This window comes from Natrinema saccharevitans (assembly GCF_001953745.1).
Classification (GTDB): Archaea; Halobacteriota; Halobacteria; order Halobacteriales; family Natrialbaceae; genus Natrinema; species Natrinema saccharevitans.
In genome coordinates, this window is record NZ_LWLN01000001.1 from 1,617,674 (window position 1) to 1,640,847 (window position 23,174).

Here is a 23,174-nt window from a genome sequence, read left to right on the forward strand (position 1 = left end):
GAAGGACCCTTGTGGGGTCGAAGCTCGAGAAGGATTTTATCCCCGTTCGATGCCTCGTGTTTCAGAAGGACCCTTGTGGGGTCGAAGCGAGCGCGAGCGCCTCGAGGGCTGGGAGCGCCAGATCAGTTTCAGAAGGACCCTTGTGGGGTCGAAGCAACTATACAGCAAGCAACGATACCTATGCAAGTGGTTTCAGAAGGACCCTTGTGGGGTCGAAGCTGCCGCGTCGGGCAGGTCTATCGATTTCCCTGCTGTGGTTTCAGAAGGACCCTTGTGGGGTCGAAGCGTGCCGTTTCCATGTGTCCCCTCGATGTGAACGTTGTTTCAGAAGGACCCTTGTGGGGTCGAAGCCTCCACCTTGAGGAAGGAGAGAACCCGTCAAACCTGGTTTCAGAAGGACCCTTGTGGGGTCGAAGCGACTGATCGAACGATCTCCACGAACGTTCACATCGAGTTTCAGAAGGACCCTTGTGGGGTCGAAGCGGGGAAGCACCAGCGAGATATCGAACTGCAAAGCCGTGTTTCAGAAGGACCCTTGTGGGGTCGAAGCTGTGGACAACTGATTATACACAGGTTCAGCGGGAGTTTCAGAAGGACCCTTGTGGGGTCGAAGCGTCGGTGAACGGGACGTCGCCGTAGACGCCGCTGCCCCAGGTGTTTCAGAAGGACCCTTGTGGGGTCGAAGCGAGCGCTGCGCGATCACGTCATCGCTCAGCGGATGCTCGTTTCAGAAGGACCCTTGTGGGGTCGAAGCCAGGAGTGCGTGTTCGGCTTGAGCTTCGCGAACTCGTGTTTCAGAAGGACCCTTGTGGGGTCGAAGCCGGTACTCGTGATCCGGGCAGGTGCACGTCTCGGCCGTTTCAGAAGGACCCTTGTGGGGTCGAAGCGCGAACTCGTACGTCGAGACGCTCGTCCCGTCGACGGGTTTCAGAAGGACCCTTGTGGGGTCGAAGCCTCGAAGGGCGGTTTGCCGTCCTCGGGTTGCGCGAGTTTCAGAAGGACCCTTGTGGGGTCGAAGCGACCGGCCGCTGCATGTTGGGGCCAGCGAGATCGAGTTTCAGAAGGACCCTTGTGGGGTCGAAGCTACGTGTCATACTCCGGGGAGCCAGAGTAAGACGGTTTCAGAAGGACCCTTGTGGGGTCGAAGCGATGGAGGTGGGGCCGGTGAGCCGTTCCGCACCAAGTTTCAGAAGGACCCTTGTGGGGTCGAAGCATGAACGCCGACGACCGCGACCTCGAGGAGGCCAAGGTTTCAGAAGGACCCTTGTGGGGTCGAAGCGAGACCGTCGCGTCGAAACCGGTCACGATCGCTGAGTTTCAGAAGGACCCTTGTGGGGTCGAAGCCCAGCGTCGTTTCCGACTCCCCCGACAGACAGTCCGGTTTCAGAAGGACCCTTGTGGGGTCGAAGCCGATCGGGCGGCATGATGGTGGCGACGACGCCGACGAGTTTCAGAAGGACCCTTGTGGGGTCGAAGCGGGTCCCGTACCTCGATCTCGTCGATCTCGAGGGTGTTTCAGAAGGACCCTTGTGGGGTCGAAGCGTCGATAACGCTCTTACTCGGCGCGACGGCCAGCAAGTTTCAGAAGGACCCTTGTGGGGTCGAAGCCCGCCGTCGTCGTCGCCGGCGTCGCTCGACGAGTCGCGTTTCAGAAGGACCCTTGTGGGGTCGAAGCGCATACGCCATCGCCAGCGAGTAGCCCGTCGGATCGCGTTTCAGAAGGACCCTTGTGGGGTCGAAGCTACGGTATATAGAGGCTGTCTCTAAAAGTCGATAGCGTTTCAGAAGGACCCTTGTGGGGTCGAAGCAGGCATCGTCGCCACCTCGCTCGACAAGCAACAGCCCGTTTCAGAAGGACCCTTGTGGGGTCGAAGCCGGACGGCATCAAGGTCCTGTTTCGGGGTGACGCCGTTTCAGAAGGACCCTTGTGGGGTCGAAGCGTACTCGCGATCCGGGGCGACCGTGTCGTCCGTGAATGTTTCAGAAGGACCCTTGTGGGGTCGAAGCTTTTATCAGAAAGGTGGGGGTTGGTCAGCGGCAGCGTTTCAGAAGGACCCTTGTGGGGTCGAAGCGATGGTCGCCGGGTAGTCCATGTCAGCGGTCAGCTCGTTTCAGAAGGACCCTTGTGGGGTCGAAGCGATGGTCGCCGGGTAGTCCATGTCAGCGGTCAGCTCGTTTCAGAAGGACCCTTGTGGGGTCGAAGCTATCGCTGTCCGTCGTACCCGTCGAAGCGGTCGACCAGTTTCAGAAGGACCCTTGTGGGGTCGAAGCCGTTTGAGGATCTACGCTGGGGTGGTTCGGAATGAGCGTTTCAGAAGGACCCTTGTGGGGTCGAAGCGGCCAGACGATGGTCATCGTCCTCGGTGCGCTCGGGGTTTCAGAAGGACCCTTGTGGGGTCGAAGCCTTGGTCAGACCACTCCACCGCTTTATCAGACCGGCGTTTCAGAAGGACCCTTGTGGGGTCGAAGCGGCGCGTCGGGCGTCATGTGGCTCCTGGCCACCGCGGTTTCAGAAGGACCCTTGTGGGGTCGAAGCGACGTTCTCCCCGTCTGTGCCGACTTCGTTAGCGACGTTTCAGAAGGACCCTTGTGGGGTCGAAGCGTATACGCGCCACGCGGCTTAGCACCGTTGTACGTGTTTCAGAAGGACCCTTGTGGGGTCGAAGCACGTTGAGGACCTGGCCGACGGCGAACAGCGCGCCGAGTTTCAGAAGGACCCTTGTGGGGTCGAAGCTTCTACAAATCGTTTAACTTGAGTCCACAGTGTGTTGGTTTCAGAAGGACCCTTGTGGGGTCGAAGCGATCTCGACATCCAAGGCCTCGAGGCGCACCAGCGTTTCAGAAGGACCCTTGTGGGGTCGAAGCGACGACGATAAGCGCGGCGATGGGACAGTGACAGGTTTCAGAAGGACCCTTGTGGGGTCGAAGCCTGTCTGGTTGTACCGGCTGGACTCTGACGACACCGTTTCAGAAGGACCCTTGTGGGGTCGAAGCGCGGTATGCTCGCGACGCCTACCCGAGGTCGCGGGTGTTTCAGAAGGACCCTTGTGGGGTCGAAGCTCGACTTAGTCGCGAAGCCTCTGAGAATATATCTTGTTTCAGAAGGACCCTTGTGGGGTCGAAGCAAGATCCCCGAGGACAAGGTCATCAACCTCTACAGTTTCAGAAGGACCCTTGTGGGGTCGAAGCCGAGCGTGCACGTCTCGGCCCTCCGAGTCGGTGATGGTTTCAGAAGGACCCTTGTGGGGTCGAAGCGAGGTGTGCGAAATGACAGCGCGTAACGGGTCCGAGTTTCAGAAGGACCCTTGTGGGGTCGAAGCGGCTCACGTCCTGGTGGTCCACGTCGAGGACACCGGTTTCAGAAGGACCCTTGTGGGGTCGAAGCGGCTCACGTCCTGGTGGTCCACGTCGAGGACACCGGTTTCAGAAGGACCCTTGTGGGGTCGAAGCTTCTCGCCGGTCTCCTCATCGACGTAGTTGTATGCGAGTTTCAGAAGGACCCTTGTGGGGTCGAAGCCCGATCACGTTCCACCAGCCACCGGGTGACCCATACGTTTCAGAAGGACCCTTGTGGGGTCGAAGCGCTGGTCGTCCTCCGCGTCGGCCAGCGTCTCGAGGTCTCGTTTCAGAAGGACCCTTGTGGGGTCGAAGCTATCCCCCAGTGCAACCGCTGAAAGAGTGGGCCGAGTTTCAGAAGGACCCTTGTGGGGTCGAAGCTCCACCGAGACGGGTGTGACAACCCCTACGTGGGTTTCAGAAGGACCCTTGTGGGGTCGAAGCACAATTGAGAACTCAACCGATAGTATCGAAGTCAATGGTTTCAGAAGGACCCTTGTGGGGTCGAAGCACGAACTCGTCTCGACCATCGAGACAGAACTTGGTTTCAGAAGGACCCTTGTGGGGTCGAAGCTGTCCGGGGATGCAGATCGCGTCGTCGTCGCCGTCGTTTCAGAAGGACCCTTGTGGGGTCGAAGCCGGTGTCGGAGTCGATGACTGCGACCCGGTCAGAATCGTTTCAGAAGGACCCTTGTGGGGTCGAAGCCTCTTTATCCAAGCCGAGAGTACACTTACTTCCACAGTTTCAGAAGGACCCTTGTGGGGTCGAAGCGACCGTGTGACGCTCGGTTAGCGATCCACCTGAGCAGTTTCAGAAGGACCCTTGTGGGGTCGAAGCCCGACGCTCTCCGCCGTCAGTGGCGATCTCCGGACTGTTTCAGAAGGACCCTTGTGGGGTCGAAGCTGTACTGAAACCCGCCGGTCCTAAATCTACCAATCTCGTTTCAGAAGGACCCTTGTGGGGTCGAAGCTCGACGAACAGCGAGTGGTAGGCCACCGAGCCGATGGTTTCAGAAGGACCCTTGTGGGGTCGAAGCGACGACGATCGTTCCGTCGGTGACAGCGCCCGGGTGGTTTCAGAAGGACCCTTGTGGGGTCGAAGCCGGCTCTTTGAGCCGTTTTCCGAGTGACGGGTCGCGCGTTTCAGAAGGACCCTTGTGGGGTCGAAGACCCGACGTATCGGATGGGGAACGGCCGTCTGAGTGTGGTTTCAGAAGGACCCTTGTGGGGTCGAAGAATGTTTCAGCCGTGTCACATTGTGATATGGCTCTCCCGTTTCAGAAGGACCCTTGTGGGGTCGAAGAGTGGACGCCGTGTTTGACCATCCGCCGGTAGACAGCAGTTTCAGAAGGACCCTTGTGGGGTCGAAGATCTGGGAAGTCCGCTCAGTAGACTCAGGGGCTGAACGGTTTCAGAAGGACCCTTGTGGGGTCGAAGACCGCGCGGGCGCCTCGCGCTCGAGACTGCGGTTCAGTTTCAGAAGGACCCTTGTGGGGTCGAAGAGCTATCTTGGTCGGCACGATCCGAACCCAAATGGACCGGTTTCAGAAGGACCCTTGTGGGGTCGAAGACCGTGAGAAAATCCACTGGTTAACGGGTGAGATTGGTTTCAGAAGGACCCTTGTGGGGTCGAAGACGCAACTCGAGACCGGCGTGGTAGCACGTCGGCATCGTTTCAGAAGGACCCTTGTGGGGTCGAAGATTGCCACGCCATTACGACGGTCGTTTCAATCCGTTGTTTCAGAAGGACCCTTGTGGGGTCGAAGAACGGACTGGAAGGGGTTGGATGAACGGGCAAAGGAAAGTTTCAGAAGGACCCTTGTGGGGTCGAAGAAAGCAACTCAGTGCGCTCGAGGGCGCGTTTGGGATAGGTTTCAGAAGGACCCTTGTGGGGTCGAAGAAGCACCAATGCACGGCGTGCGGGAAGGAAATCAGCAAGTTTCAGAAGGACCCTTGTGGGGTCGAAGATACACGGGCGTTGAATTGGTCTGTCGGAGTGGGTTGTGTTTCAGAAGGACCCTTGTGGGGTCGAAGACGATCACCCGCAGGGATCCATCCTCGCTCAGGAGACCGTTTCAGAAGGACCCTTGTGGGGTCGAAGAACGAAGGAACTCCAGGAGATGCTGTCTACGAAGGAAGTTTCAGAAGGACCCTTGTGGGGTCGAAGAGCGATCGCGACGAGGCTCGCGAGGTCGCGGGACACGTTTCAGAAGGACCCTTGTGGGGTCGAAGATGCGAGTGAGTGGCTCGTCGTCGAGGACCTGTCGGGGTTTCAGAAGGACCCTTGTGGGGTCGAAGAGATCGATCAGTATCGCCCGTCTCGGTATCGCTCATGGTTTCAGAAGGACCCTTGTGGGGTCGAAGAGAAGCGCCAAACGGCGGCGTCTGGAAAGCCCGCCGCGTTTCAGAAGGACCCTTGTGGGGTCGAAGATACACGAGCGTTGGGCGCTACCAGAGCGTCGTCCTCCGTTTCAGAAGGACCCTTGTGGGGTCGAAGAGACTCGTCGATCGTCGTCACCGACTCCTGTGCGAGTTTCAGAAGGACCCTTGTGGGGTCGAAGAGTCCGAATCACTTTGGCACATCGTAGCGAAGACTGGTTTCAGAAGGACCCTTGTGGGGTCGAAGATACTGCTCGCAGTAGCTGTGTTACTGTTCGCGTGGATGTTTCAGAAGGACCCTTGTGGGGTCGAAGACTCAAATTCCTCCGGGTCAACCCCACCGTTCAGAAGGTTTCAGAAGGACCCTTGTGGGGTCGAAGACCGGTTCGACGGCGACGAGTACCCGGGGTTGAAGGAGAGTTTCAGAAGGACCCTTGTGGGGTCGAAGAGAAGCCGACGAGCCCCAGTCGCTGACCTACGACGTGTTTCAGAAGGACCCTTGTGGGGTCGAAGACTCCCGTTGAGAGTACGGACGGCACGGACCCGGTGGTTTCAGAAGGACCCTTGTGGGGTCGAAGAGTCGAGCGGACCGGCGTTGACACGGACGGTTTCAACGGTTCCAGAAGGACCCTTGTGGGGTCGAAGACGCTATGTCCATCGTGTCATGGACAGGTCCATACGGGGTTTCAGAAGGACCCTTGTGGGGTCGAAGACCCTCTCATCCAGCGGCGGATGGTATGACGATGAACCGTTTCAGAAGGACCCTTGTGGGGTCGAAGACCCTCTCATCCAGCGGCGGATGGTATGACGATGAACCGTTTCAGAAGGACCCTTGTGGGGTCGAAGAGAGGTGTCTATCTAATTACCCGGCCACTTATATTCGTTTCAGAAGGACCCTTGTGGGGTCGAAGAATGCAGCCGGACACGATCGCCGTCGTATTCCTCAGGTTTCAGAAGGACCCTTGTGGGGTCGAAGAGCTTCCCCGTGCGCGACGGGAAAGTACATCGTCGCTGTTTCAGAAGGACCCTTGTGGGGTCGAAGAACGGTTTGCTGTGGTTGACCAGCATTCATATCCGTCGTTTCAGAAGGACCCTTGTGGGGTCGAAGACAGACACCCCAGCCCGAACATCTGGTCCCGGACTCGAGTTTCAGAAGGACCCTTGTGGGGTCGAAGAGGGACTTGCTCGAGGATATTGACGCGACAAGTTCGAGTTTCAGAAGGACCCTTGTGGGGTCGAAGACGAGATCAACCTCGAGGTTGGGCGGATCGGTGATTGTTTCAGAAGGACCCTTGTGGGGTCGAAAACCGACCGAGCCCGAGGTCAACGTCGCCGTCGATCTCGGTTTCAGAAGGACCCTTGTGGGGTCGAAGAGGGCCCTCGGTGTCGATCTCGATCTCGATGCCGCGTTTCAGAAGGACCCTTGTGGGGTCGAAGAGCTGTCAGCGATGATTTGCCGACGCCGCCCGCTTCGTTTCAGAAGGACCCTTGTGGGGTCGAAGATGGTACTGCGTGTCGACCGTACTCTCGCCCTTGTCGAGTTTCAGAAGGACCCTTGTGGGGTCGAAGACGTAACTGCCTCTTCAACGGTGAGTGGGTCGTCGTTCGTTTCAGAAGGACCCTTGTGGGGTCGAAGATTCGAGACGGTGTAGTACCGTTCCTCCGTTTCGGTGAGTGTTTCAGAAGGACCCTTGTGGGGTCGAAGGCGTCGCGGGTCGGCTGATTCGTGGTGGCGCAGTTCATGTTTCAGAAGGACCCTTGTGGGGTCGAAGCGGGCACTGAGCCCGATCAGGATCAGGAGGACGCCGGTTTCAGAAGGACCCTTGTGGGGTCGAAGCCTGCGTTTGGAGTGTTGCGACTAACTCCGGTTGCTTGTGTTTCAGAAGGACCCTTGTGGGGTCGAAGCCGCGATCACGTCGTGAAGTTGGCCCACCGGCATCCGTTATAGACGGACCTTGTGGGGTTGAAGTTTCCACTTGAACAGTTCGGAATTCGTCTCGGTAAACAGTTACAGACGGACCCTTGTGGGTCGAAGCCTCTAAAGGAAGGAAAATAGGAACAGATTTCCGGTCAGTTCTACTCGTACCAGCCCCGCGACACCGTTATCCTGATAGTGCCGACCAATTGACGATCTCCACGGCATCCGACTAACCTGGCCGGCGAAAGACGTTGGAGTCTCTGATCTCTTCAGAACCAAATACGGGCATTTCAGTCGGTTGAAAAGGTTGTTTAGCCGTGAAGGGGGAACGATATACGATACCAAAATCCGGTTTCGACTAACGCTCTTGCGTAGCACATTGTTGATGGAGAGCCGTCTTGCGCTTCTGCGGGGAATTGAGCGAGGATAGTATCTGGTCGATAGGCGATCAAACGGCCGGTTTCTGTTCCAACCCTTCTTTGGAGAGTTGTATCAACAATCTCCGACGGAAGAGCGTACGAGGAAACTCCACATCATAGAGCCGTGACATCACACTACGGCCGTCATCGGTTTACGACCTACTGGCGTGTTGAGCAGGATCTCAACCGAGAGTTAATTAAGTACATGCGGGGCGATACGTCGGCAGGTGGTGTGAACGATCCCGCCGGAGGCATCGACCACTACATCCACAGTTACTACGAGGACATCGAACCGGTATATCGGGAACGTATCTTCAAATTAGGAGTGTGACGAGGTCGCAACCTCCGAATCGGAACTGGTAATAGAGGAGACCCGCCTCTTCATTCGGATATTCGTGGTCTTGTAGATTTAGGGACATCGTCGGTGTCTACCAGCACATCGTAGATCGATCTTTTACCGCGATTCACGGAGAACGTCGATACGGAAACCACTACGAAGGGCGGACAGCCTCGCATTTCGAGAACGCATATACGGGACCGGTCTCTTAGGAAGGACATGAACGATAGGAGTGTCACGAGTGCGGGGTGGTTCGCGGACATCGATCCAGCGGATGTAGAAGCGGCTACAGAGGCTATTCGGGAGAAGACTGCTGAGGAACCTCGAGATTGGCCTGCCGAAGCCGTAGACGCGGGTTTCGCGGACGACGAAGCCGACTACTACACCAAACTCCACGAGTCCACGGTCGAATCCACCCGCGAAGCCGTCAGAGAGCGAGAAACGGCAGATGATCAACAGCTAAAACATAGTATTCGAGCCATGGACGACTGCGAGCGGACGGCCAACGAACTCGCCGAGCGGCTGGCCGAGTGGGCCGGGACCGTCGACCCCGACGCCGGGACCGGCGTCGAGTACGCGCGGGAGTTGGCCAGCGGCGAGGCCGGCGACGACCTCGAGGAACCGGCCGTACGCTCGCTCGCCGAACGCGTGGCAGGGCTCGCCGACGAGGCCGACGACCTCCGCGAGTTCGTCCAGCGGCGGACGCCCGCGGTCGCGCCGAACCTCTCGGCGCTGGCCGACCCCGTGCTGGCGGCGCGGCTGATCTCGCTGGCCGGCGGCCTCGAGGAACTCGCGAAAAAGCCCAGCGGGACGGTTCAGGTGTTGGGCGCGGAGGACGCCCTCTTTGCCCACCTGCGTGGTCACGCGCCCTCGCCCAAACACGGGATCATCTACACCCACGACGCGGTTCGGGGGACCAACCCCGGCGAGCGCGGCTCCGCGGCGCGTGCGGTGGCCGGGAAACTCGCCATCGCCGCCCGCGTCGATCACTACTCCGGCGAACTGAAACCGGAACTCGAGGCGGAACTCGCAGAGCGGATCGAGACGATTCAAGCCCGGAACGCGGACAGTGACGTCGGGGACGACGCGGCGACCGACGGAGGTGCCGACGATGAGTGAGGACCTCCCGACGGGGGTCCAGCGCCGCACCTTCGACGGGGCCGAGCGCCTCGCGACCCGCGGGGAACCGGTCTACGGCGAGCCCACCGACGTTCAGCAGACGGAGTCTGCTGCAGCCCATCAGAACTCGGAGAGTTCTGAGGACGGCGAGTGGCGCGCGTGGAACCCCAACCGCTCGAAGCTCGGCGCGATGCTCGAGCTGGGCATGGACACCGGCCTCGCGGGCGGCGAGACGGTCCTCTATCTGGGGGCCGCCAGCGGGACGACGGTGAGCCACGTGGCCGACTTCGCCGGCCCGACCTACGCCGTCGAGTTCGCCGCGCGGCCCGCCCGGGACCTGCTCGAGGCTGCAGAGTCGCGCGAGCGGCTCTTCCTGCTGCTGAAAGACGCGCGAAAGCCCGAGACCTACGCCCACGTCGTGGAGTCCGACGTCGACGTCATCGTCCAGGACGTGGCGACGAGGGGGCAAGCGCGGGTGGCCCTCGAGAACCGGCAGTTCCTGGCCGAGGACGGGCGATTACTGTTGGCCGTGAAGGCACGGAGCGAGGACGTGACTCGAGAGCCCGAGGCGGTGTTCGAGGACGTTCGAACGGAGTTGGAGGAGGGGTACGAGATCGTGGAGGCGGAACGACTCGAGCGCTATCATACGGATCACCTCGGGGTCGTTGCGCGGCCGCTGTGAGGGTGCCCCACTGCGATTTGAGTCTGGTATCGCCACGCTGGTCGGCCGTGTGACAGTAGTTATTAAATCTATCGAGCTGTAGTCGCCATTGAAACGATTCACGTATCGATATCGACGCCGTTTCCGATCCGATGTGCGACGGTTTTCACCGACGACGGAACGCGAGTCACGTGACTGCCGCGCGCTTCGGTCGGCCTCGAGTGGGTCCCCCTCGAGACCGAGGCTCGTACCTCGAACGGCAGATGATATAACGAACTACAGTCTTTCTTTCCCCGCTCGAGGGACGAACGTATCCGGGACACTCATGTCCGTTCGTGTGGCGTGGTAACGCAGCCGTTCGTGGGAGCGGTTCCAACCAGTCACGGAGTTACTAAGTCCCACCCGGGCCACCCCGGCCCTGTTGTCGTCGCTCTCTCCCGACGAGTCGGATCCGTAGAGCCACGGCCCGCTGACGGCGTGCTAACTACTATAAGGTCGGTCGTGGTACGCGACCGTGGTATGTCAGAACATCCTACTATCGGCGACACGCTCGAGGGGACGGTCGACCGCCACCCGGACCAGGACGCGATCGTCTATCCGCGCAAGGACCAGCGCTGGACCTTCGCCGAGTTCGACGAGCGGGTGAATCGGCTGGCCAACGCCTTGCTCGAGGCTGGCATCGAGCAGGGTGATCGGGTCGCGACGGTACTGTACAACGGCTCCGAGATGGCCCTGACCGTTTACGCCTGCGCGAAGATCGGCGCGGTCTTCACCCCGCTGAACTTCCGGCTGCCGGCGGGGGAGATCGAGTACATCGTCACCGACGCCGAGGCGGAACTGGTGCTGTTCGAGGCCGACACCCGGGAGGCCGTCGAGGGCGCAAAGCCCGACCTCGAGACCGTCTCGGAGTACGTGTTCATCGACGACGACCGCGAAGCGGCTCCCGACTACGCCCGCGGGTTCTACGACCTGCTCGAGTCGGGTTCGGCCGAGCGGCCCGACGTTCGCGTCGCCGAGGACGACGTGTACGCGTTCATCTACACCTCCGGCACCACGGGCCGGCCGAAGGGCGTCGTCCACGAACACCGCGACATGGTCGAGCACAACCTCCTGTGTATCGCGGAGGGAAAGATGACTCGCGACGACGTCGGGCTGTCGGTGATGCCGCTGTATCACTGCGCCGAACTCCACTGCAACCTCTTCCCGCGGGTCCACCGCGGCGCGACCAGCGTCATCCACCACGAGTTCGATCCGGAGGCGGCCCTCGAGGCGGTCGCGGAACACGGCGTCACGCTCCTCTTTGCGGCCCCGACGGCCTGGAACGCGCTGTCGATAACCGCCGCCGAAGCGGACGTCGACGTCTCCTCGCTCCGGCTCGGCCTCTACGGCGCGGCCCCGATGCCCGAGCAGGTCCTCGAGAACTGCCGAGAACACCTCTGTGAGGACTACCTCCAGGCCTACGGGATGACCGAGATCGGCCCCGCCGGCGTCTTCCAGCCCCCGGAGGACCAGCTCTCGAAACAGGGCTCGGCCGGCCTCCCGGCGCTCAACCACCGGCTGCGCATCGTCGAGCCCGACGCGGAGCCGGACGCCGAAGTCGAGCCGAGCGAGATCGGCGAGATCCTGATCGCCAGTCCCTGTACGATGCGCGAGTACTGGAACCGGCCGGAGGCGACCGCGGAGTCGCTGCGCGAAGCCGACGGGACGACCTGGTACTACACCGGCGATCTGGGCTATCGCGACGACGACGGCTACCTCTACGTCGTCGACCGCAAGGACGACATGATCGTCTCCGGCGGCGAGAACGTCTACCCCGCCGAGGTCGAGGACGCGCTGTTCGCCCACGACGCCGTCGCGGAGGCGGCCGTCGTCGGCGAACCCGACGACGAGTGGGGTGAGCGAGTCGCTGCCTACGTCGTCGCCGACGGCGTCGAGGCGTCCGACCTCGACGCGTTCGTTCGCGAGAGCGACCAGCTGGCCGACTTCAAGCGCCCCCGGACCTACTACTTCGTCGACGAACTCCCCAAGAACCCCAGCGGGAAGGTCCAGAAGTTCAAACTCCGCGAGGACGAGACCGCCGACGAGCCCGAACCCGAGACCGTCACGTCCTGATCGCACGAGCGCGCGGCTGACCCACGTTCCGGCCGAACGCTCCGACTCCAAACCGTATTTACTGTCGGCGTCGAAAAGGCGATACGATGGAACGCGGGTCCCGAGAGTCGTTTACGCGCATGGGTACGGTGGGGATCGAGGAGGAGTGTTTCGTCGTCGACGAGGACGGTCGCCCCACCAGCGGGACCGACGACCTCGTCTACGAACACGACCCGCCCGAGATCCTCGAGGGCCGACTCGATCACGAACTGTTCAAGTTCGTCATCGAGACCCAGACGCCGCTGATCGAGGACCCCGACGACGCCCGCGACGCGCTGCTTGCGATCCGACAGGCGTTAGTCGACCACGCCGAGGCCCACGGCTACCGGATCGCCGCCGCCGGCCTCCACCCGCTCGCGAAGTGGCAGGAACTCGAACACGCCGAGAAGCCACGCTATCGGGCACAGCTCGACCGGATCCAGTACCCACAGCACCGGAACACGACCGCGGGGGTCCACGTCCACGTCGGCGTCGACGACGCCGACAAGGCGGTCTGGATCGCCAACGAACTGCGGTGGTACGTGCCGATCATGCTGGCGCTGTCCGCGAACTCGCCGTACTGGAACGGGTTCGACACCGGGCTCCAGTCGGCCCGCGCGAAGATCTTCGAGGCGCTGCCCAACACCGGCATGCCGACCCACTTCGAGGACTTCGAGGCCTTCGACCGGTTCGAGCGCCGGATGCTCGAGACCGACTCGATCAACGATCGGGGCGAACTCTGGTACGACGTGCGGCCCCACACCGCCCACGGAACCGTCGAGTTGCGCACGCCCGATAGCCAGGCCGATCCCGGCGTCGTGCTGGCGTTCGTCGAGTACGCCCACGCGCTCGTCGAGGCTTTGGCCGAGGCCTACGAGGACGGCGCGACCGGCCACGACCACCGACGGGAACTGCTCGACGAGAACAAGTGGCGCGCGATCCGGTACGGACAGGACGCATCCTTCATCGACCGCGACCTCGAGGGGACCGTCGACCTCGGCGAAGTCGTCGACCGCGAGTGCGAGCGACTCGGCATCGACGGGATCAAGCGGGTCTACGAGCGCGAGAGCGGCGCGGACCGCCAGCGCCGACTGCTCGAGGACGAGGGACCCGACGCGCTGTGTGACTCGCTGTTTCTGCAGACCGAGTAACGTCCTCACAAAGGTTTAACTCCGCGGGAAGCCTCGTCCTGTACGAGAAAACACATGAGTTTCGACGACACTGACGAGGGTCCGGTCGACGGCGATGGAGACGAACCGCTCGAGGACCGCGACGTCGTCGAGCCGGGGACCGAGCGCCGCAGTCCGACGGTCGAGGAACTCGACCAGCGGTTGATCGACCTGCTCTCGTGGATCCTCGATACGGAGACCCGCGCGAAGATCTACGTGTTTCTGCTGGCCAACCAGGGGAGTACGTCTGAGGAGGTCGCGAAAGGGACCGGCCTCTATCCAAGCACCGTCCGCGAGGCGCTGGCGGAACTCCACGAGGAAGAGCGAGTCACGCGGGAGAAACGGGAGAACGAGGGGGCCGGCAACAACCCCTACGAGTACACCGCGATCCAGCCCAGCGAACTCGTCGGCGGCGTCGTCGATCAGGTTCAGGCGGAACTGAACACGATCTTCGCGCTCGATCGCATCGTCGACCGCGAGACGCCGCCCGATCTCGAGGCGGAAGCCGAACCGGTGACGATCACGATCGACGATACGGCACCGATTCTCGAGTCCGACGAGTCGGACGAGACCGATACCGACGTCATCGAGTTCGAAGACGAGACGGACACGGACACCGTCGGGACGGACGCCGACGGCCCGGCGGACGGCGACGAGTAGCCGGAGCGCGACCTACGCCTCGCGGACGAGCGGGACCGGCCGCTCGAGTTCGAGGTCACGATCGACCGCCGCGGCGGTCACGGTCGGCCAGCGGTCGGTCGCCGTCAGGAGTTCGATCCCGTCGTCGGTGACGAGCGCGGTGTCCTCGCTTTTCGCGCCCCGTACCGTCGGGTTCCACGCGTAGGCCATCGGCGCTTCGACGGGCGCGTCGTGACCCGGCGTGGCGATCCACTCCCGACCGGCGAAGCCGGCGGCCCCGCCCTGGTGGTGGTGTCGCCACTCGCCCTCGTAGCCGACCGCGTCGTAGGCGTCCTGTATGGCACCGAACACGTCTCCTGCAGTGTCGCCGGTGCCCCCGTCGCTGCCGTCCACATCGCCACCGACGGCCGCCACCCGCGTCGCCGCCAGCGCCGTCGTTTCGACGCGAGCCGCCGCTCTGTGTCGCTCCTCGAGCCAGGCCGGCGGGTCGAACGCCACGGTTCGGGTACAGCTCGCGTGGAGCCCGCCCCGTTCGGCGGTCACGGAGACGAGGACGTAGTCGCCGAGTTCGGCCTCGGTCGGAGTGTAGTGGCGGTAGCGCTGGACGCGCTCGGCACCGCCGACGAGGACCACCGGCGTCTCGATGTTCCGGGCCGACAGCGCGACTCGCAGGGCCGAGGCGACCTCGTGTTCCGTATCGCCGCGCTGTAGCTCCCGACAGACCGATTCGACGGCGGTCGCCGTCTCCTCGCCGAGGTCGCGGTAGCGCTCCCGGTCGCGCTCGGTCAGGGGCTGGCGCAGCGCGGTCGGGTCGACGCGCTCGAGCCCGGGGACCTCGATATCGGCGGCGGCCCGTTCGTCCGGTCCGACGCGGTCGGCGATCGCCGCGGCCAGCGACGACGCGTGCCAGGGAAACTCGACGACCGACACCGCGTCGGCCTCGAGGTCGGGGAGTTCCTCGGCGGCGATGCGATCGGCCTCGATGTTGTTCGCCACGAGCGTGATCTCGGCCCCGTCGTAGCCTACCGCGGCGACGCCGGTGTCTCCCTCGCGGTCGACGACGTTGTTCCCGCCGGTGAGCCACGCGAACGCGTTCGGTCGAGCGAACCAGACCGAGTCGAGTCCGTTCGACTCGAGGTGGGCCTCGAGTCGGTCGCGTTTGTCCATGTCGGGTGCTTGCGAGGCCGCGTCTTGAATGCGGCGAACGCCGACCCGCCGGTTCCCGTAAGACGTCACTGCGCGGACAGTATCGGGGACGGAACCGACGTGTCGGGGGTCGATCGGGCCGTCGCGACGACCGTCTCGGCCACGATTCTCAGCGGGTTGGACGACTCGGTCAACATAAATAGGGGCCGTCCTAACCTCGGCTAGAGACCGTGTCGTACGATAATCACACGCCCGACTCGAGGTTTCGATCGTTGATCGATCGGTTCGGCTTCCCGCACCTGCTGACGGCGACGCTCGCGCTGGTCGCGACGACGATCCTGCTGGGGATCGCCGCGAAGGCGACGGGCTCGGGGCTGGCCTGCGAGGCCAACTGGCCGCAGTGTGACGCCGGACCGTTTAACCTGTTCCCGGCGAATCTCCCGAGTTTCTACGAGTGGTTTCACCGCTTCGTCGCGATGTTCGCCGGCTTCGCCATCATCGGCTCCGCGATCGCCGCCTGGCGACTGCCCGATATCGACCGAAAAATCGCTGGACTGGTCGTCCTCGGGATGGTCCTGACCCCCGTGCAGGTCGCGCTCGGCCGCGAGACCGTCACGACCTACACGATGAACATCCTCTCCCTGCACTTCTGGACGGCCGTCCTGATCTTCACGCTGTTTCTGGTCGCGACCGTCCTCGTGTGGGCCCACCGACTGACCGGCCGCCACGTCACCGCCGCGCTCGTGCTGGGGCTCGTCGCCTTACCCGCACACGTCGTGCTTAGCCCCGTCGTCGGCTCGGGGATCTCGAGTTATTCGCCGACGATGCAGATGGCTCAGTACGGCGTGACCCTGACGCTGCTCGGAGCGGCGATCGTCGCCGCGATGGTCGGTCGTCGCCGACTGAGCGGTCGAACCGTCGTTCCGCTACTGGCAGCACCGCCGATCGTCGTCGCCGTCCTCTTCTTCGGTCGGCAGGCGGTCAACCCCGCGCTCGAGGTGCCGTATCTCGTCGCGGTGGCCGTCTCGCTCGTTACCTTCCTCGCCGGACTGGCGTTCGCCCGCGGCGCGGACTCGGCCGGCGGTGACGCCGACGCGCTCTCACCCTGACCGGGCACTACCCGCCACGGGCGGCTCGCGGTACTGTGTTATCCGTCCGATCAGCCGAGAACCATCACGGTCGCGACTCCGGCGAGGATCGAACCGACGCCCAGACCCAACAGTCCGTAGTTCGCCAGCGGGTTCGCCGCGGTCGTCACCTCGAGGGAGTAGCGCCGCCGAGAGAGGGGCCAGAACGGGCGGACGCCCATCGGCGTCAGCGCGTCGACGAACAGGTGTGAGCCGACCGAGACGAGGCCGACGAGGAAGGCGAAGGTCACGAAGCCGGCGTCGGCGAAGGCCGAGGACGCGTCGACGAGGGCGGCCGTCATCGTCGCGAGGCCGACGCCGACTAACAGTGCGAACGGGATCGTGTGGGTCGGCCCGCGGTGGTCGACCAGTGGGAGTCGGTGATCGTAGTCCGGCAGCGTCGAGAGCGAAACGCAGACGAGGCCGCCGACGATCGCGACTTCGCCGTAGCCACCCAGGGCGACGATGGTGCCAAGCGGTGCGTACGCCGTGAGCGCACCGCCGTAGTGGCCCACCTGATACATATACGACATGATCGGCCAGCGGAGCATAAAGCCACCGCCATCCGGTCGCGAGCGACAGCCGGCGCGAGACGACCCCGTTCGCCGCGACCGACGCGGTTTTCGTCGTGACCCCCCTTCGAACGGCTGTGCGAAACGTTACGGACAGGACGAGCAACCCGTTCGGACTGCGAGCGCCGTTCGATCGCTCCGACCCCGGTGACCGGCCCGCCGTCTTCGGCTACGGCGACGCCAACGCCGACTTCCACGTGATCGGCGACTACCCCGGCGTCCACGGCGGCGAAACGACCGGCGTCCCGTTCACCGAAACCGAGGCCGGACTCGCCGTGCAGGACGTCGTTCGTGCGGTCGGCTTCGCGAGCGGCCCGCGGGACGAACCAGTACTCGAGAACTGCTTCTGGAGCTACGTCCATCCCTGTAGCCTGCCCGCGGGCGAGACGCCGACCGACGACGACTACGACGACCTCGAGCGCTTTTTCGACGCCGAACTCCGCGCGATCAACGCGCATATACTCCTGCCGGTCGGGGCGCGCCCGACCGACCGGGTTCTCCGTGAGTACACGACCCAGCGCCGTCGGTACGACGACCCCCTCGAGATGGCCGCGCTCCACGCCTCCGAGATCCGCGGGCGAGGGTTTCTCGTCGTCCCGATCAGGGACCCGCGCGAGTGGGGCGACGGCGACCGCGAGGCGATCGTCGCACGGCTCGAGGCGCTGCTCGAGAGCGATTACCGGCAGACGAAAGGGGTCGCGACGACGGTCGGCTAGCGGCGCGCTCGAAACGACTCACACACCGATCGCACCGCCGTCCTGCGACCGGGTGGACGTTGATTGTCAGGAGCTATCGTCGGTCTTCGGGGCGAAAACGAGCAGTGCCGTACTCGCCTCGCGCGCGTACGGCGAGATGTCATGATCGCCGTCGAACCGGGCCACGTCGCCCGGCTCGAGGTCGTAGACCTCGTCTCCGAGGGTGAGTTCGACAGCACCCTCGAGGAGGTAGAGGACGACGTTCGACTCCGAGTGGCGGTGTTCGGGAACGCGTTGGTCCTCGGTCAACTCGAGACGGACGGTTCGCGGGGTCTGGTCGTCGAATACCTCCGCGTGCGGCGCGTCGTCGAGGCGCTCGAGCGACGTGACTTCGGGCATACACGAATCGAAACGGGTCGTGGACTTATACCTCCGGACGAATCGGTTCGACCCGACCGACGCGGCCGGCGGCGAATCCGGTACTGAGTTGTATTCTCACCATATTCAGGAATTTTACTCGGATGAAGTCTCCGTTATCCGCGAAAAGTTAAACTGTGTACGTGGCGGATGACTTTCGTATGGAGGTAATCAATCCGGCCACCGGCGAGCGAGAGCGGACGATCGAGGCGCAGACCGAGTCCGACGTCGACGACGCCCTCGAGCGGGCGACGGCGGCCTACGAGGCGTGGCGCGACCGGCCGATCCGCGAGCGCGAGGAACTGCTCGCGGCGGCGGGGGACGTGCTTCGGGAGAACAAACGCGAGTACGCCGAGACGATGACCCGCGAGATGGGCAAGCCGATCTCGCAGGGGATCGCCGAGGTCGAGAAGTGCGCCTGGGTCTGTGATCACTACGCCGAACACGGTAGCGCCTACCTCTCGGCGGACGGCCACCCGAGCCCGGCGGGCTCGTCGGTCGAGACGGTCTACGATCCGCTCGGCCCGGTCCTGGCGGTGATGCCGTGGAACTTCCCGTTCTGGCAGGTGTTCCGCTTTGCGGCCCCGCATCTCACCGCGGGGAACGTGGGACTGCTCAAGCACGCCTCGAACGTCCCCGGCTGCGCGCAGGCGATCGAGGACGTGTTCCGGGCGGCGGGCTACCCCGAGGACGTCTTCCAGACGCTGCTGATCCCCTCCGATCTGGTCGCCGGCGTCATCGAGGACGACCGCGTCGAGGCCGCGACGGTCACCGGCAGCGGCCCGGCCGGCCGCGCCGTGGCTTCGACGGCGGGCGACCAGCTCAAGAAGTCCGTCCTCGAGCTGGGCGGGAGCGACCCGTTCGTCGTCCTCGACGACGCCGACATCGAGGCCGCGGCCGAGACGGGCGCGTGGGCGCGCAACCAGAACGGCGGCCAGTCCTGCATCGCCGGCAAGCGCTTTCTGGTCCACACCGACGTCTACGACGAGTTCCTCGAGGCCTTCGTCGACGAGGTCGAGTCGTTGACCGTCGGCGATCCGACGGACGAGGCGACGGACATCGGCCCGCAGGCCCGCGCGGACCTCATGGACGAGCTTCACGCACAGGTCGAAGCGAGCGTCGAAGCCGGTGCCGAGTTGCTCACCGGCGGCGAACCGCTGGACCGAGAGGGCGCGTTCTACCCGCCGACCGTCCTCGCGGACGTTCCGGAGGGCTGTCCGGCCGACAGCGAGGAGACGTTCGGCCCGGTCGCCGCGGTCTACGAGATCGACGACGAGGACGCTCTCGTCGCCAAGGCCAACGACACCGAGTTCGGCCTCGGGGCGAGCGTCTGGACCGAAGACCGCGAGCGCGGCCGGCGGCTCGCCCGCGAAATCGAGGCCGGCTGCGTCTACGTCAACCAACTCGTCAAGTCCGACCCGCGGGTTCCCTTCGGCGGCGTCGCCGAGTCGGGCTACGGCCGCGAACTCGCTCGCGAAGGCATGCTCGAGTTCGTCAATCGGAAGACGGTCTGGGTCGAGTGAACCGCTGAGGCACCTGCCCGGACCGACTCGACTGTCCCGTCCGTGTCCCTGACTCTCCTGACGACCAACATATACGTGGCTCGAGCCGAAACGGTTCGAACGGAGCCATGACGCCGAGCGTCTCCCGCAGGCGACTTCTCACGGCCAGTTGTGGTGCAGTCGTCGCAGGAACCGCCGGCTGTCTCGCCCGATCGGCGGGTTCGGAGCCGCCGAACCCGACCGAATCGACGGCCGCGAGTGCGGCCGACAACGCGTACGGAACCGTGTACGAGGACGCGATCGACTCGGTCGTCGAGGTACGGACCCCGCAGGGTAGCGGGACCGGGTTCGCGTTCGACGACGGCCACGTCGTCACGAACGCTCACGTGGTCGGAAACGCGAGCGCCGTCGAGGTTCGGTTTTCCGACGGGCAGTGGCGGTCCGGATCGGTCGCGGGGACGGATCCCCACAGCGATCTGGCCGCCGTCGAGATCGAGGACCGGCCGTCGGCGGCGACGCCGCTTCCCTTCGTCGACGAGTCGCCGGCCGTCGGCCGCGAGGTCGTCGCGATCGGCAACCCCTTCGATCTCGAGGGCACGGTCACGACGGGGATCGTCAGCGGCGTCGACCGATCGATCCCGGCACCGACCGGCTACAGCATCCCCGACGCGATCCAGACCGACGCCGCGGTCAACCCGGGCAACAGCGGCGGTCCGCTGATGACCCTCGAGGGCGCGGTCGCCGCGGTCGTCAACTCCGGCGGCGGGGACAACGTCGGCTTCGGCATCTCCGCGGCACTGACCGAACGCGTCGTCCCCGAACTCGTCGAGGACGGGGCGTACGACCACTCGTTTCTCGGCGTGTCGTTCACCGACGTCACGCCCGCCGTCGCGTCGGCGAACGACCTCGCGGACCGCGGCGGCCTGCTCGTCGTCGACGTCGTCGACGGCGGGCCGGCGGCCGGCGTCCTCGAGCCGAGTACCGGGACGGAGTACACCGGTCGGGGACGAGTGCCCGTCGGCGGCGACGTCCTCCTCGCCGCCGACGGGCCGACACTGGCGACGAAAGAGGACCTCGGAAGCTATCTCGCGCTCGAGACGCGGCCGGGCGATACCGTCGAACTGACCGTCGGCCGTGACGGCACCGAATGGTCCGTCTCGCTCGAACTCGGGACCCGGCCCGCGCGTCGCGGGCCGTACCGGTAGCGGGACGGCCCCGTGCCGTGTCACGGTTCTCGACCAGCCGTGGTCCCCGGGCACGCACGGACCGCCATTTGAGTTCCACACGAGAACGTGTTCCTAAGTCTTCTCGACCGGTAAGAACTGATTTACGGGGTATCGAGGAGAAAGCCCCGCCCTTCAGGGCGGGGAGGATGTCAATCCGTTATACGCCGGCTATTCTTAGGACGGACTGTCATGAGCGATCGAATCGGCGCACCCGGACTGGGGCTATCGCGACGCGAATTCGTTGCTGCGACCGGTGACGTGGCGGCACTGACCGGCATGGCCGACTGTGTGAGCCGGGGCACTCAGGGGGACGACGGCGACCCGAGCGTCCCCGGCCCGCCCTCCGAACGACGGCGGGCAACGACATCGAGGTGACGCTGGACAACAACGACCACCCGCACACGCTGCACTCACGGGCCACAGAAGATCTGGGAGAACGACGGCGTCCCGACGACGGCGGGGATCACGGTCAACCCCGGCGAGAAACACACCGACACGATCCCGGCGACCGTCCCGGGGACGCACCGCTATCACTGCCATTACCGGACCCACCGCCACATCGACATGGAGATGGACGGCATCTTCGGCGTCGATCCGAAGGAGTACGAGCCCGCCGACAAGGAGTACTTCTTCACGCTGAAAGACTGGGACTCGCGGGTCAACCGCCAGTTCGCCGGCGAGGACGTCGACGACAGCCCCCGGAACCGCAACCCCGACGCGTTCACGATCGACGGCAAGAGCCCCCCGCGGACGCTCCACCCCGGGGAGGGCTCCCCGATCATCGTCGACCGCGGCGACACCGTCCGCCTCCACATGGTCAACGCGGGCTACATGTCCCACCCGATGCACACGCACAATCACCGGTTCCGGCCCGTGGAAAAAGACGGCGGACAGATCGCCGACGCGGCCCAGTACGAGGAGGACGTTACCAACATCGCGCCGGCGGAACGTCACACGATAGAGTTCGAGGTCACCGCCGATCGCGGCCGATCACCGTGGCTGCGGTCTCCCGTCGAGACCGAGCGTCGGTTTCTCGTTCCGAGTCCGACGGCGCGGACTGGACTCGAGACGCTGTTCTCCGTCTGCTTGGTACCTCGATGAACCAGCTGCCATCGCCGACCGCTGTCGCAAGGAGTCAGGGACGGCCTTCCGTTCCGGTCCGAACGTCGGGGTCGGTCACGACCGGCGTCTCGTCGGCGAGTCGCCGCCGACCCGCGGCCGTGATCTCGTACCGCTGGCCGCCGATCAGTCGCACCTCGTCCCGCTCGTGGAGTCGGTCACAGACGTGATCGACCGTCACCGGATGGGCGTCGATCGCCGCGGCGAGATCGACGGCGGCCAGCGGCCCGTCCGCGGCCAGCGTCTCGAGAACCGGGCGGTCGTCCCCGGTCATCTATCGATCACGGGTGGCCCCGTAGGCGTTCAGGAGTTCCCGGTAGCGGTTCCGGACCGTGACGTCGCTGACACCGGTTTCCTCGCCGATCCGTTCCTGTGTGAGTTCCTCGTCGGTCAGCCGACCCGCCCCGTAGATCGCCGCCGCGGCCAGTCCGGCCGGGCTCCGCCCGCTGTGGAGATCCCGCTCTTTGGCCGCCTCGAGGATCTCCCGAGCGAGGCGTTCGGTCTCGTCGCCGACGCCCATTTCGGAGGCGTACTGCGGGAGGTAGTGGATCGGGTCGGCGGGCTCGATTTTGAGCCCCAGTTCGCTCGAGAGATAGCGATATGCCCGCTGGACGGGCAGTTTCTCGACCCGGCTGACCGACGCGAACGCGACGAGCGTCCGCGGGGTGCCCTGCTGGCGGGCGGCCGCGTACAGACAGGCGGTCGCCATCGCCTCGATCGACCGGCCCGGCAACAGCTCTTCCTCGAGCGCCCGGCGGTAGATGACGCTGGCCGTCTCGCGACACGGGTCGGGGAGGCCGAGCGCCGACGCCATGCGCTCGATCTCGCCGAGTGCCTGTTTGAGGTTCCGTTCGCGGGCGTTCTTCGAGGTACAGCGTTCGTTCCAGGTTCGCAGCCGTTGGAGTCGGCGGCGTTTCCGCCCCGAGATGCGGTTCCCGTACGCGTCCTCGTCCTGCCAGCCGATCGTCGTGCTGAGGCCCTTGTCGTGTTTGCGCGCCGTGACCGGCGCACCGACTCGACGCCGGTCGTCGCCGTCGTCGAAGCGTCGCCACTCCGGTCCGTAATCGATCCCGTCGGCATCGAGAACGAGCCCGCAGTCGATACAGGCTCGCTCGCCGCGTTCCTCGTCGTCGGCGATCCGGCCGGTACACTCCGGACACTCCGTTCGCTCCCGCTCGGGAGCGGCGTTGCGCTTATCGTTTCGGGCCGTCCGCTGGTCGGTCGCGTCGACGCTCGTTCCAGTCATGTGTCTGTCTCCGCCGG

At 64.1% G+C, this 23,174-nt stretch carries 14 protein-coding genes, 1 pseudogene and 1 CRISPR repeat array (1 of these 16 cut by a window edge); of the genes and pseudogenes, 10 read left to right on the forward strand and 5 right to left on the reverse strand.

Annotation, left to right across the window (positions count from 1 at the left end):
• Nucleotides 1-7,621: direct repeats of the CRISPR family, unit length 30 nt; unit sequence GTTTCAGAAGGACCCTTGTGGGGTCGAAGC; it begins 932 nt to the left of the window's first position.
• A gap of 987 nt (nucleotides 7,622-8,608) precedes the next feature.
• The 5 genes from A6E15_RS08210 to A6E15_RS08230 all read left to right on the forward strand — a co-directional run bounded on the left by A6E15_RS08210 (nucleotide 8,609) and on the right by A6E15_RS08230 (nucleotide 14,128).
• Complete coding sequence (locus tag A6E15_RS08210; RefSeq protein WP_076145400.1) at nucleotides 8,609-9,508, forward strand: NOP5/NOP56 family protein; 900 nt, start codon at nucleotides 8,609-8,611, stop codon at nucleotides 9,506-9,508.
• Nucleotides 9,501-10,190, forward strand: a complete 690-nt coding sequence (locus tag A6E15_RS08215; protein ID WP_076148258.1) for a fibrillarin-like rRNA/tRNA 2'-O-methyltransferase — start codon at nucleotides 9,501-9,503, stop codon at nucleotides 10,188-10,190. Before A6E15_RS08210 ends, A6E15_RS08215 begins: the two co-directional genes overlap by 8 nt.
• Nucleotides 10,191-10,688: 498 nt before the next feature.
• Nucleotides 10,689-12,281, forward strand: coding sequence for a fatty acid--CoA ligase (locus A6E15_RS08220; RefSeq protein ID WP_076145402.1), 1,593 nt, complete (start codon nucleotides 10,689-10,691; stop codon nucleotides 12,279-12,281).
• An 86-nt stretch (nucleotides 12,282-12,367) separates the two neighbouring features.
• Complete coding sequence (locus A6E15_RS08225; protein ID WP_076145403.1) at nucleotides 12,368-13,450, forward strand: glutamate--cysteine ligase; 1,083 nt, start codon at nucleotides 12,368-12,370, stop codon at nucleotides 13,448-13,450.
• A 54-nt stretch (nucleotides 13,451-13,504) separates the two neighbouring features.
• Nucleotides 13,505-14,128 carry a helix-turn-helix domain-containing protein gene (locus A6E15_RS08230; RefSeq protein ID WP_076145406.1) on the forward strand — a complete coding sequence of 208 codons (624 nt, stop codon included), beginning with the start codon at nucleotides 13,505-13,507 and terminating at the stop codon, nucleotides 14,126-14,128.
• A 12-nt stretch (nucleotides 14,129-14,140) separates the two neighbouring features.
• On the opposite strand, the gene A6E15_RS08235 is transcribed toward A6E15_RS08230, so the two are convergent.
• Nucleotides 14,141-15,274, reverse strand: coding sequence for a M24 family metallopeptidase (locus A6E15_RS08235; protein ID WP_076145407.1), 1,134 nt, complete (start codon nucleotides 15,272-15,274; stop codon nucleotides 14,141-14,143).
• A 209-nt stretch (nucleotides 15,275-15,483) separates the two neighbouring features.
• Here A6E15_RS08235 and A6E15_RS08240 point away from each other — a divergent pair, with 209 nt between their 5' ends.
• Complete coding sequence (locus tag A6E15_RS08240) at nucleotides 15,484-16,362, forward strand: COX15/CtaA family protein (RefSeq protein ID WP_076145409.1); 879 nt, start codon at nucleotides 15,484-15,486, stop codon at nucleotides 16,360-16,362.
• Nucleotides 16,363-16,412: 50 nt separating this feature from the next.
• Here A6E15_RS08240 and A6E15_RS08245 read toward each other — a convergent pair whose 3' ends face one another.
• Entirely contained in the window at nucleotides 16,413-16,904 is a 492-nt protein-coding gene (locus A6E15_RS08245; protein ID WP_076148260.1) for a metal-dependent hydrolase, read from the reverse strand.
• A gap of 125 nt (nucleotides 16,905-17,029) precedes the next feature.
• Between A6E15_RS08245 and A6E15_RS08250 the strand changes: the two genes are divergently transcribed.
• Entirely contained in the window at nucleotides 17,030-17,668 is a 639-nt protein-coding gene (locus A6E15_RS08250) for a uracil-DNA glycosylase family protein (RefSeq protein WP_076145412.1), read from the forward strand.
• Between the two features lie 66 nt (nucleotides 17,669-17,734).
• Here A6E15_RS08250 and A6E15_RS08255 read toward each other — a convergent pair whose 3' ends face one another.
• Nucleotides 17,735-18,046 (reverse strand): cupin domain-containing protein, encoded by a 312-nt coding sequence (locus A6E15_RS08255; RefSeq protein ID WP_076145413.1) that lies wholly within the window; start codon nucleotides 18,044-18,046, stop codon nucleotides 17,735-17,737.
• A gap of 179 nt (nucleotides 18,047-18,225) precedes the next feature.
• Here A6E15_RS08255 and A6E15_RS08260 point away from each other — a divergent pair, with 179 nt between their 5' ends.
• The 3 genes and pseudogenes from A6E15_RS08260 to A6E15_RS20080 all read left to right on the forward strand — a co-directional run.
• Nucleotides 18,226-19,587 (forward strand): NAD-dependent succinate-semialdehyde dehydrogenase, encoded by a 1,362-nt coding sequence (locus A6E15_RS08260; RefSeq protein WP_076145415.1) that lies wholly within the window; start codon nucleotides 18,226-18,228, stop codon nucleotides 19,585-19,587.
• 107 nt (nucleotides 19,588-19,694) lie between these two features.
• A complete protein-coding gene (locus tag A6E15_RS08265) occupies nucleotides 19,695-20,771 on the forward strand; it encodes a S1C family serine protease (RefSeq protein ID WP_076145418.1) in 1,077 nt (358 codons plus the stop codon).
• A gap of 210 nt (nucleotides 20,772-20,981) precedes the next feature.
• A pseudogene (locus tag A6E15_RS20080) lies at nucleotides 20,982-21,779 on the forward strand (multicopper oxidase domain-containing protein); the annotation flags it as partial.
• 148 nt (nucleotides 21,780-21,927) lie between these two features.
• On the opposite strand, the gene A6E15_RS08275 reads toward A6E15_RS20080, so the two are convergent.
• Nucleotides 21,928-22,185 carry a hypothetical protein gene (locus A6E15_RS08275; RefSeq protein WP_076145421.1) on the reverse strand — a complete coding sequence of 86 codons (258 nt, stop codon included), beginning with the start codon at nucleotides 22,183-22,185 and terminating at the stop codon, nucleotides 21,928-21,930.
• A complete protein-coding gene (locus A6E15_RS08280) occupies nucleotides 22,186-23,157 on the reverse strand; it encodes a transcription initiation factor IIB (RefSeq protein WP_076145422.1) in 972 nt (323 codons plus the stop codon).
• Nucleotides 23,158-23,174 lie beyond the last annotated feature (17 nt).

What these genes read in the sequence shown, in the direction of transcription:
- A6E15_RS08210 (WP_076145400.1), top strand. Translation starts at nt 8,609, where the DNA reads ATGAACGATAGGAGTGTCACGAGTGCGGGGTGGTTCGCGGACATCGAT.
- A6E15_RS08215 (WP_076148258.1), top strand. Translation starts at nt 9,501, where the DNA reads ATGAGTGAGGACCTCCCGACGGGGGTCCAGCGCCGCACCTTCGACGGG.
- A6E15_RS08220 (WP_076145402.1), top strand. Translation starts at nt 10,689, where the DNA reads ATGTCAGAACATCCTACTATCGGCGACACGCTCGAGGGGACGGTCGAC.
- A6E15_RS08225 (WP_076145403.1), top strand. Translation starts at nt 12,368, where the DNA reads ATGGAACGCGGGTCCCGAGAGTCGTTTACGCGCATGGGTACGGTGGGG.
- A6E15_RS08230 (WP_076145406.1), top strand. Translation starts at nt 13,505, where the DNA reads ATGAGTTTCGACGACACTGACGAGGGTCCGGTCGACGGCGATGGAGAC.
- A6E15_RS08235 (WP_076145407.1), bottom strand. Translation starts at nt 15,274, where the DNA reads ATGGACAAACGCGACCGACTCGAGGCCCACCTCGAGTCGAACGGACTC.
- A6E15_RS08245 (WP_076148260.1), bottom strand. Translation starts at nt 16,904, where the DNA reads ATGTATCAGGTGGGCCACTACGGCGGTGCGCTCACGGCGTACGCACCG.
- A6E15_RS08255 (WP_076145413.1), bottom strand. Translation starts at nt 18,046, where the DNA reads ATGCCCGAAGTCACGTCGCTCGAGCGCCTCGACGACGCGCCGCACGCG.
- A6E15_RS08260 (WP_076145415.1), top strand. Translation starts at nt 18,226, where the DNA reads ATGGAGGTAATCAATCCGGCCACCGGCGAGCGAGAGCGGACGATCGAG.
- A6E15_RS08265 (WP_076145418.1), top strand. Translation starts at nt 19,695, where the DNA reads ATGACGCCGAGCGTCTCCCGCAGGCGACTTCTCACGGCCAGTTGTGGT.
- A6E15_RS08275 (WP_076145421.1), bottom strand. Translation starts at nt 22,185, where the DNA reads ATGACCGGGGACGACCGCCCGGTTCTCGAGACGCTGGCCGCGGACGGG.
- A6E15_RS08280 (WP_076145422.1), bottom strand. Translation starts at nt 23,157, where the DNA reads ATGACTGGAACGAGCGTCGACGCGACCGACCAGCGGACGGCCCGAAAC.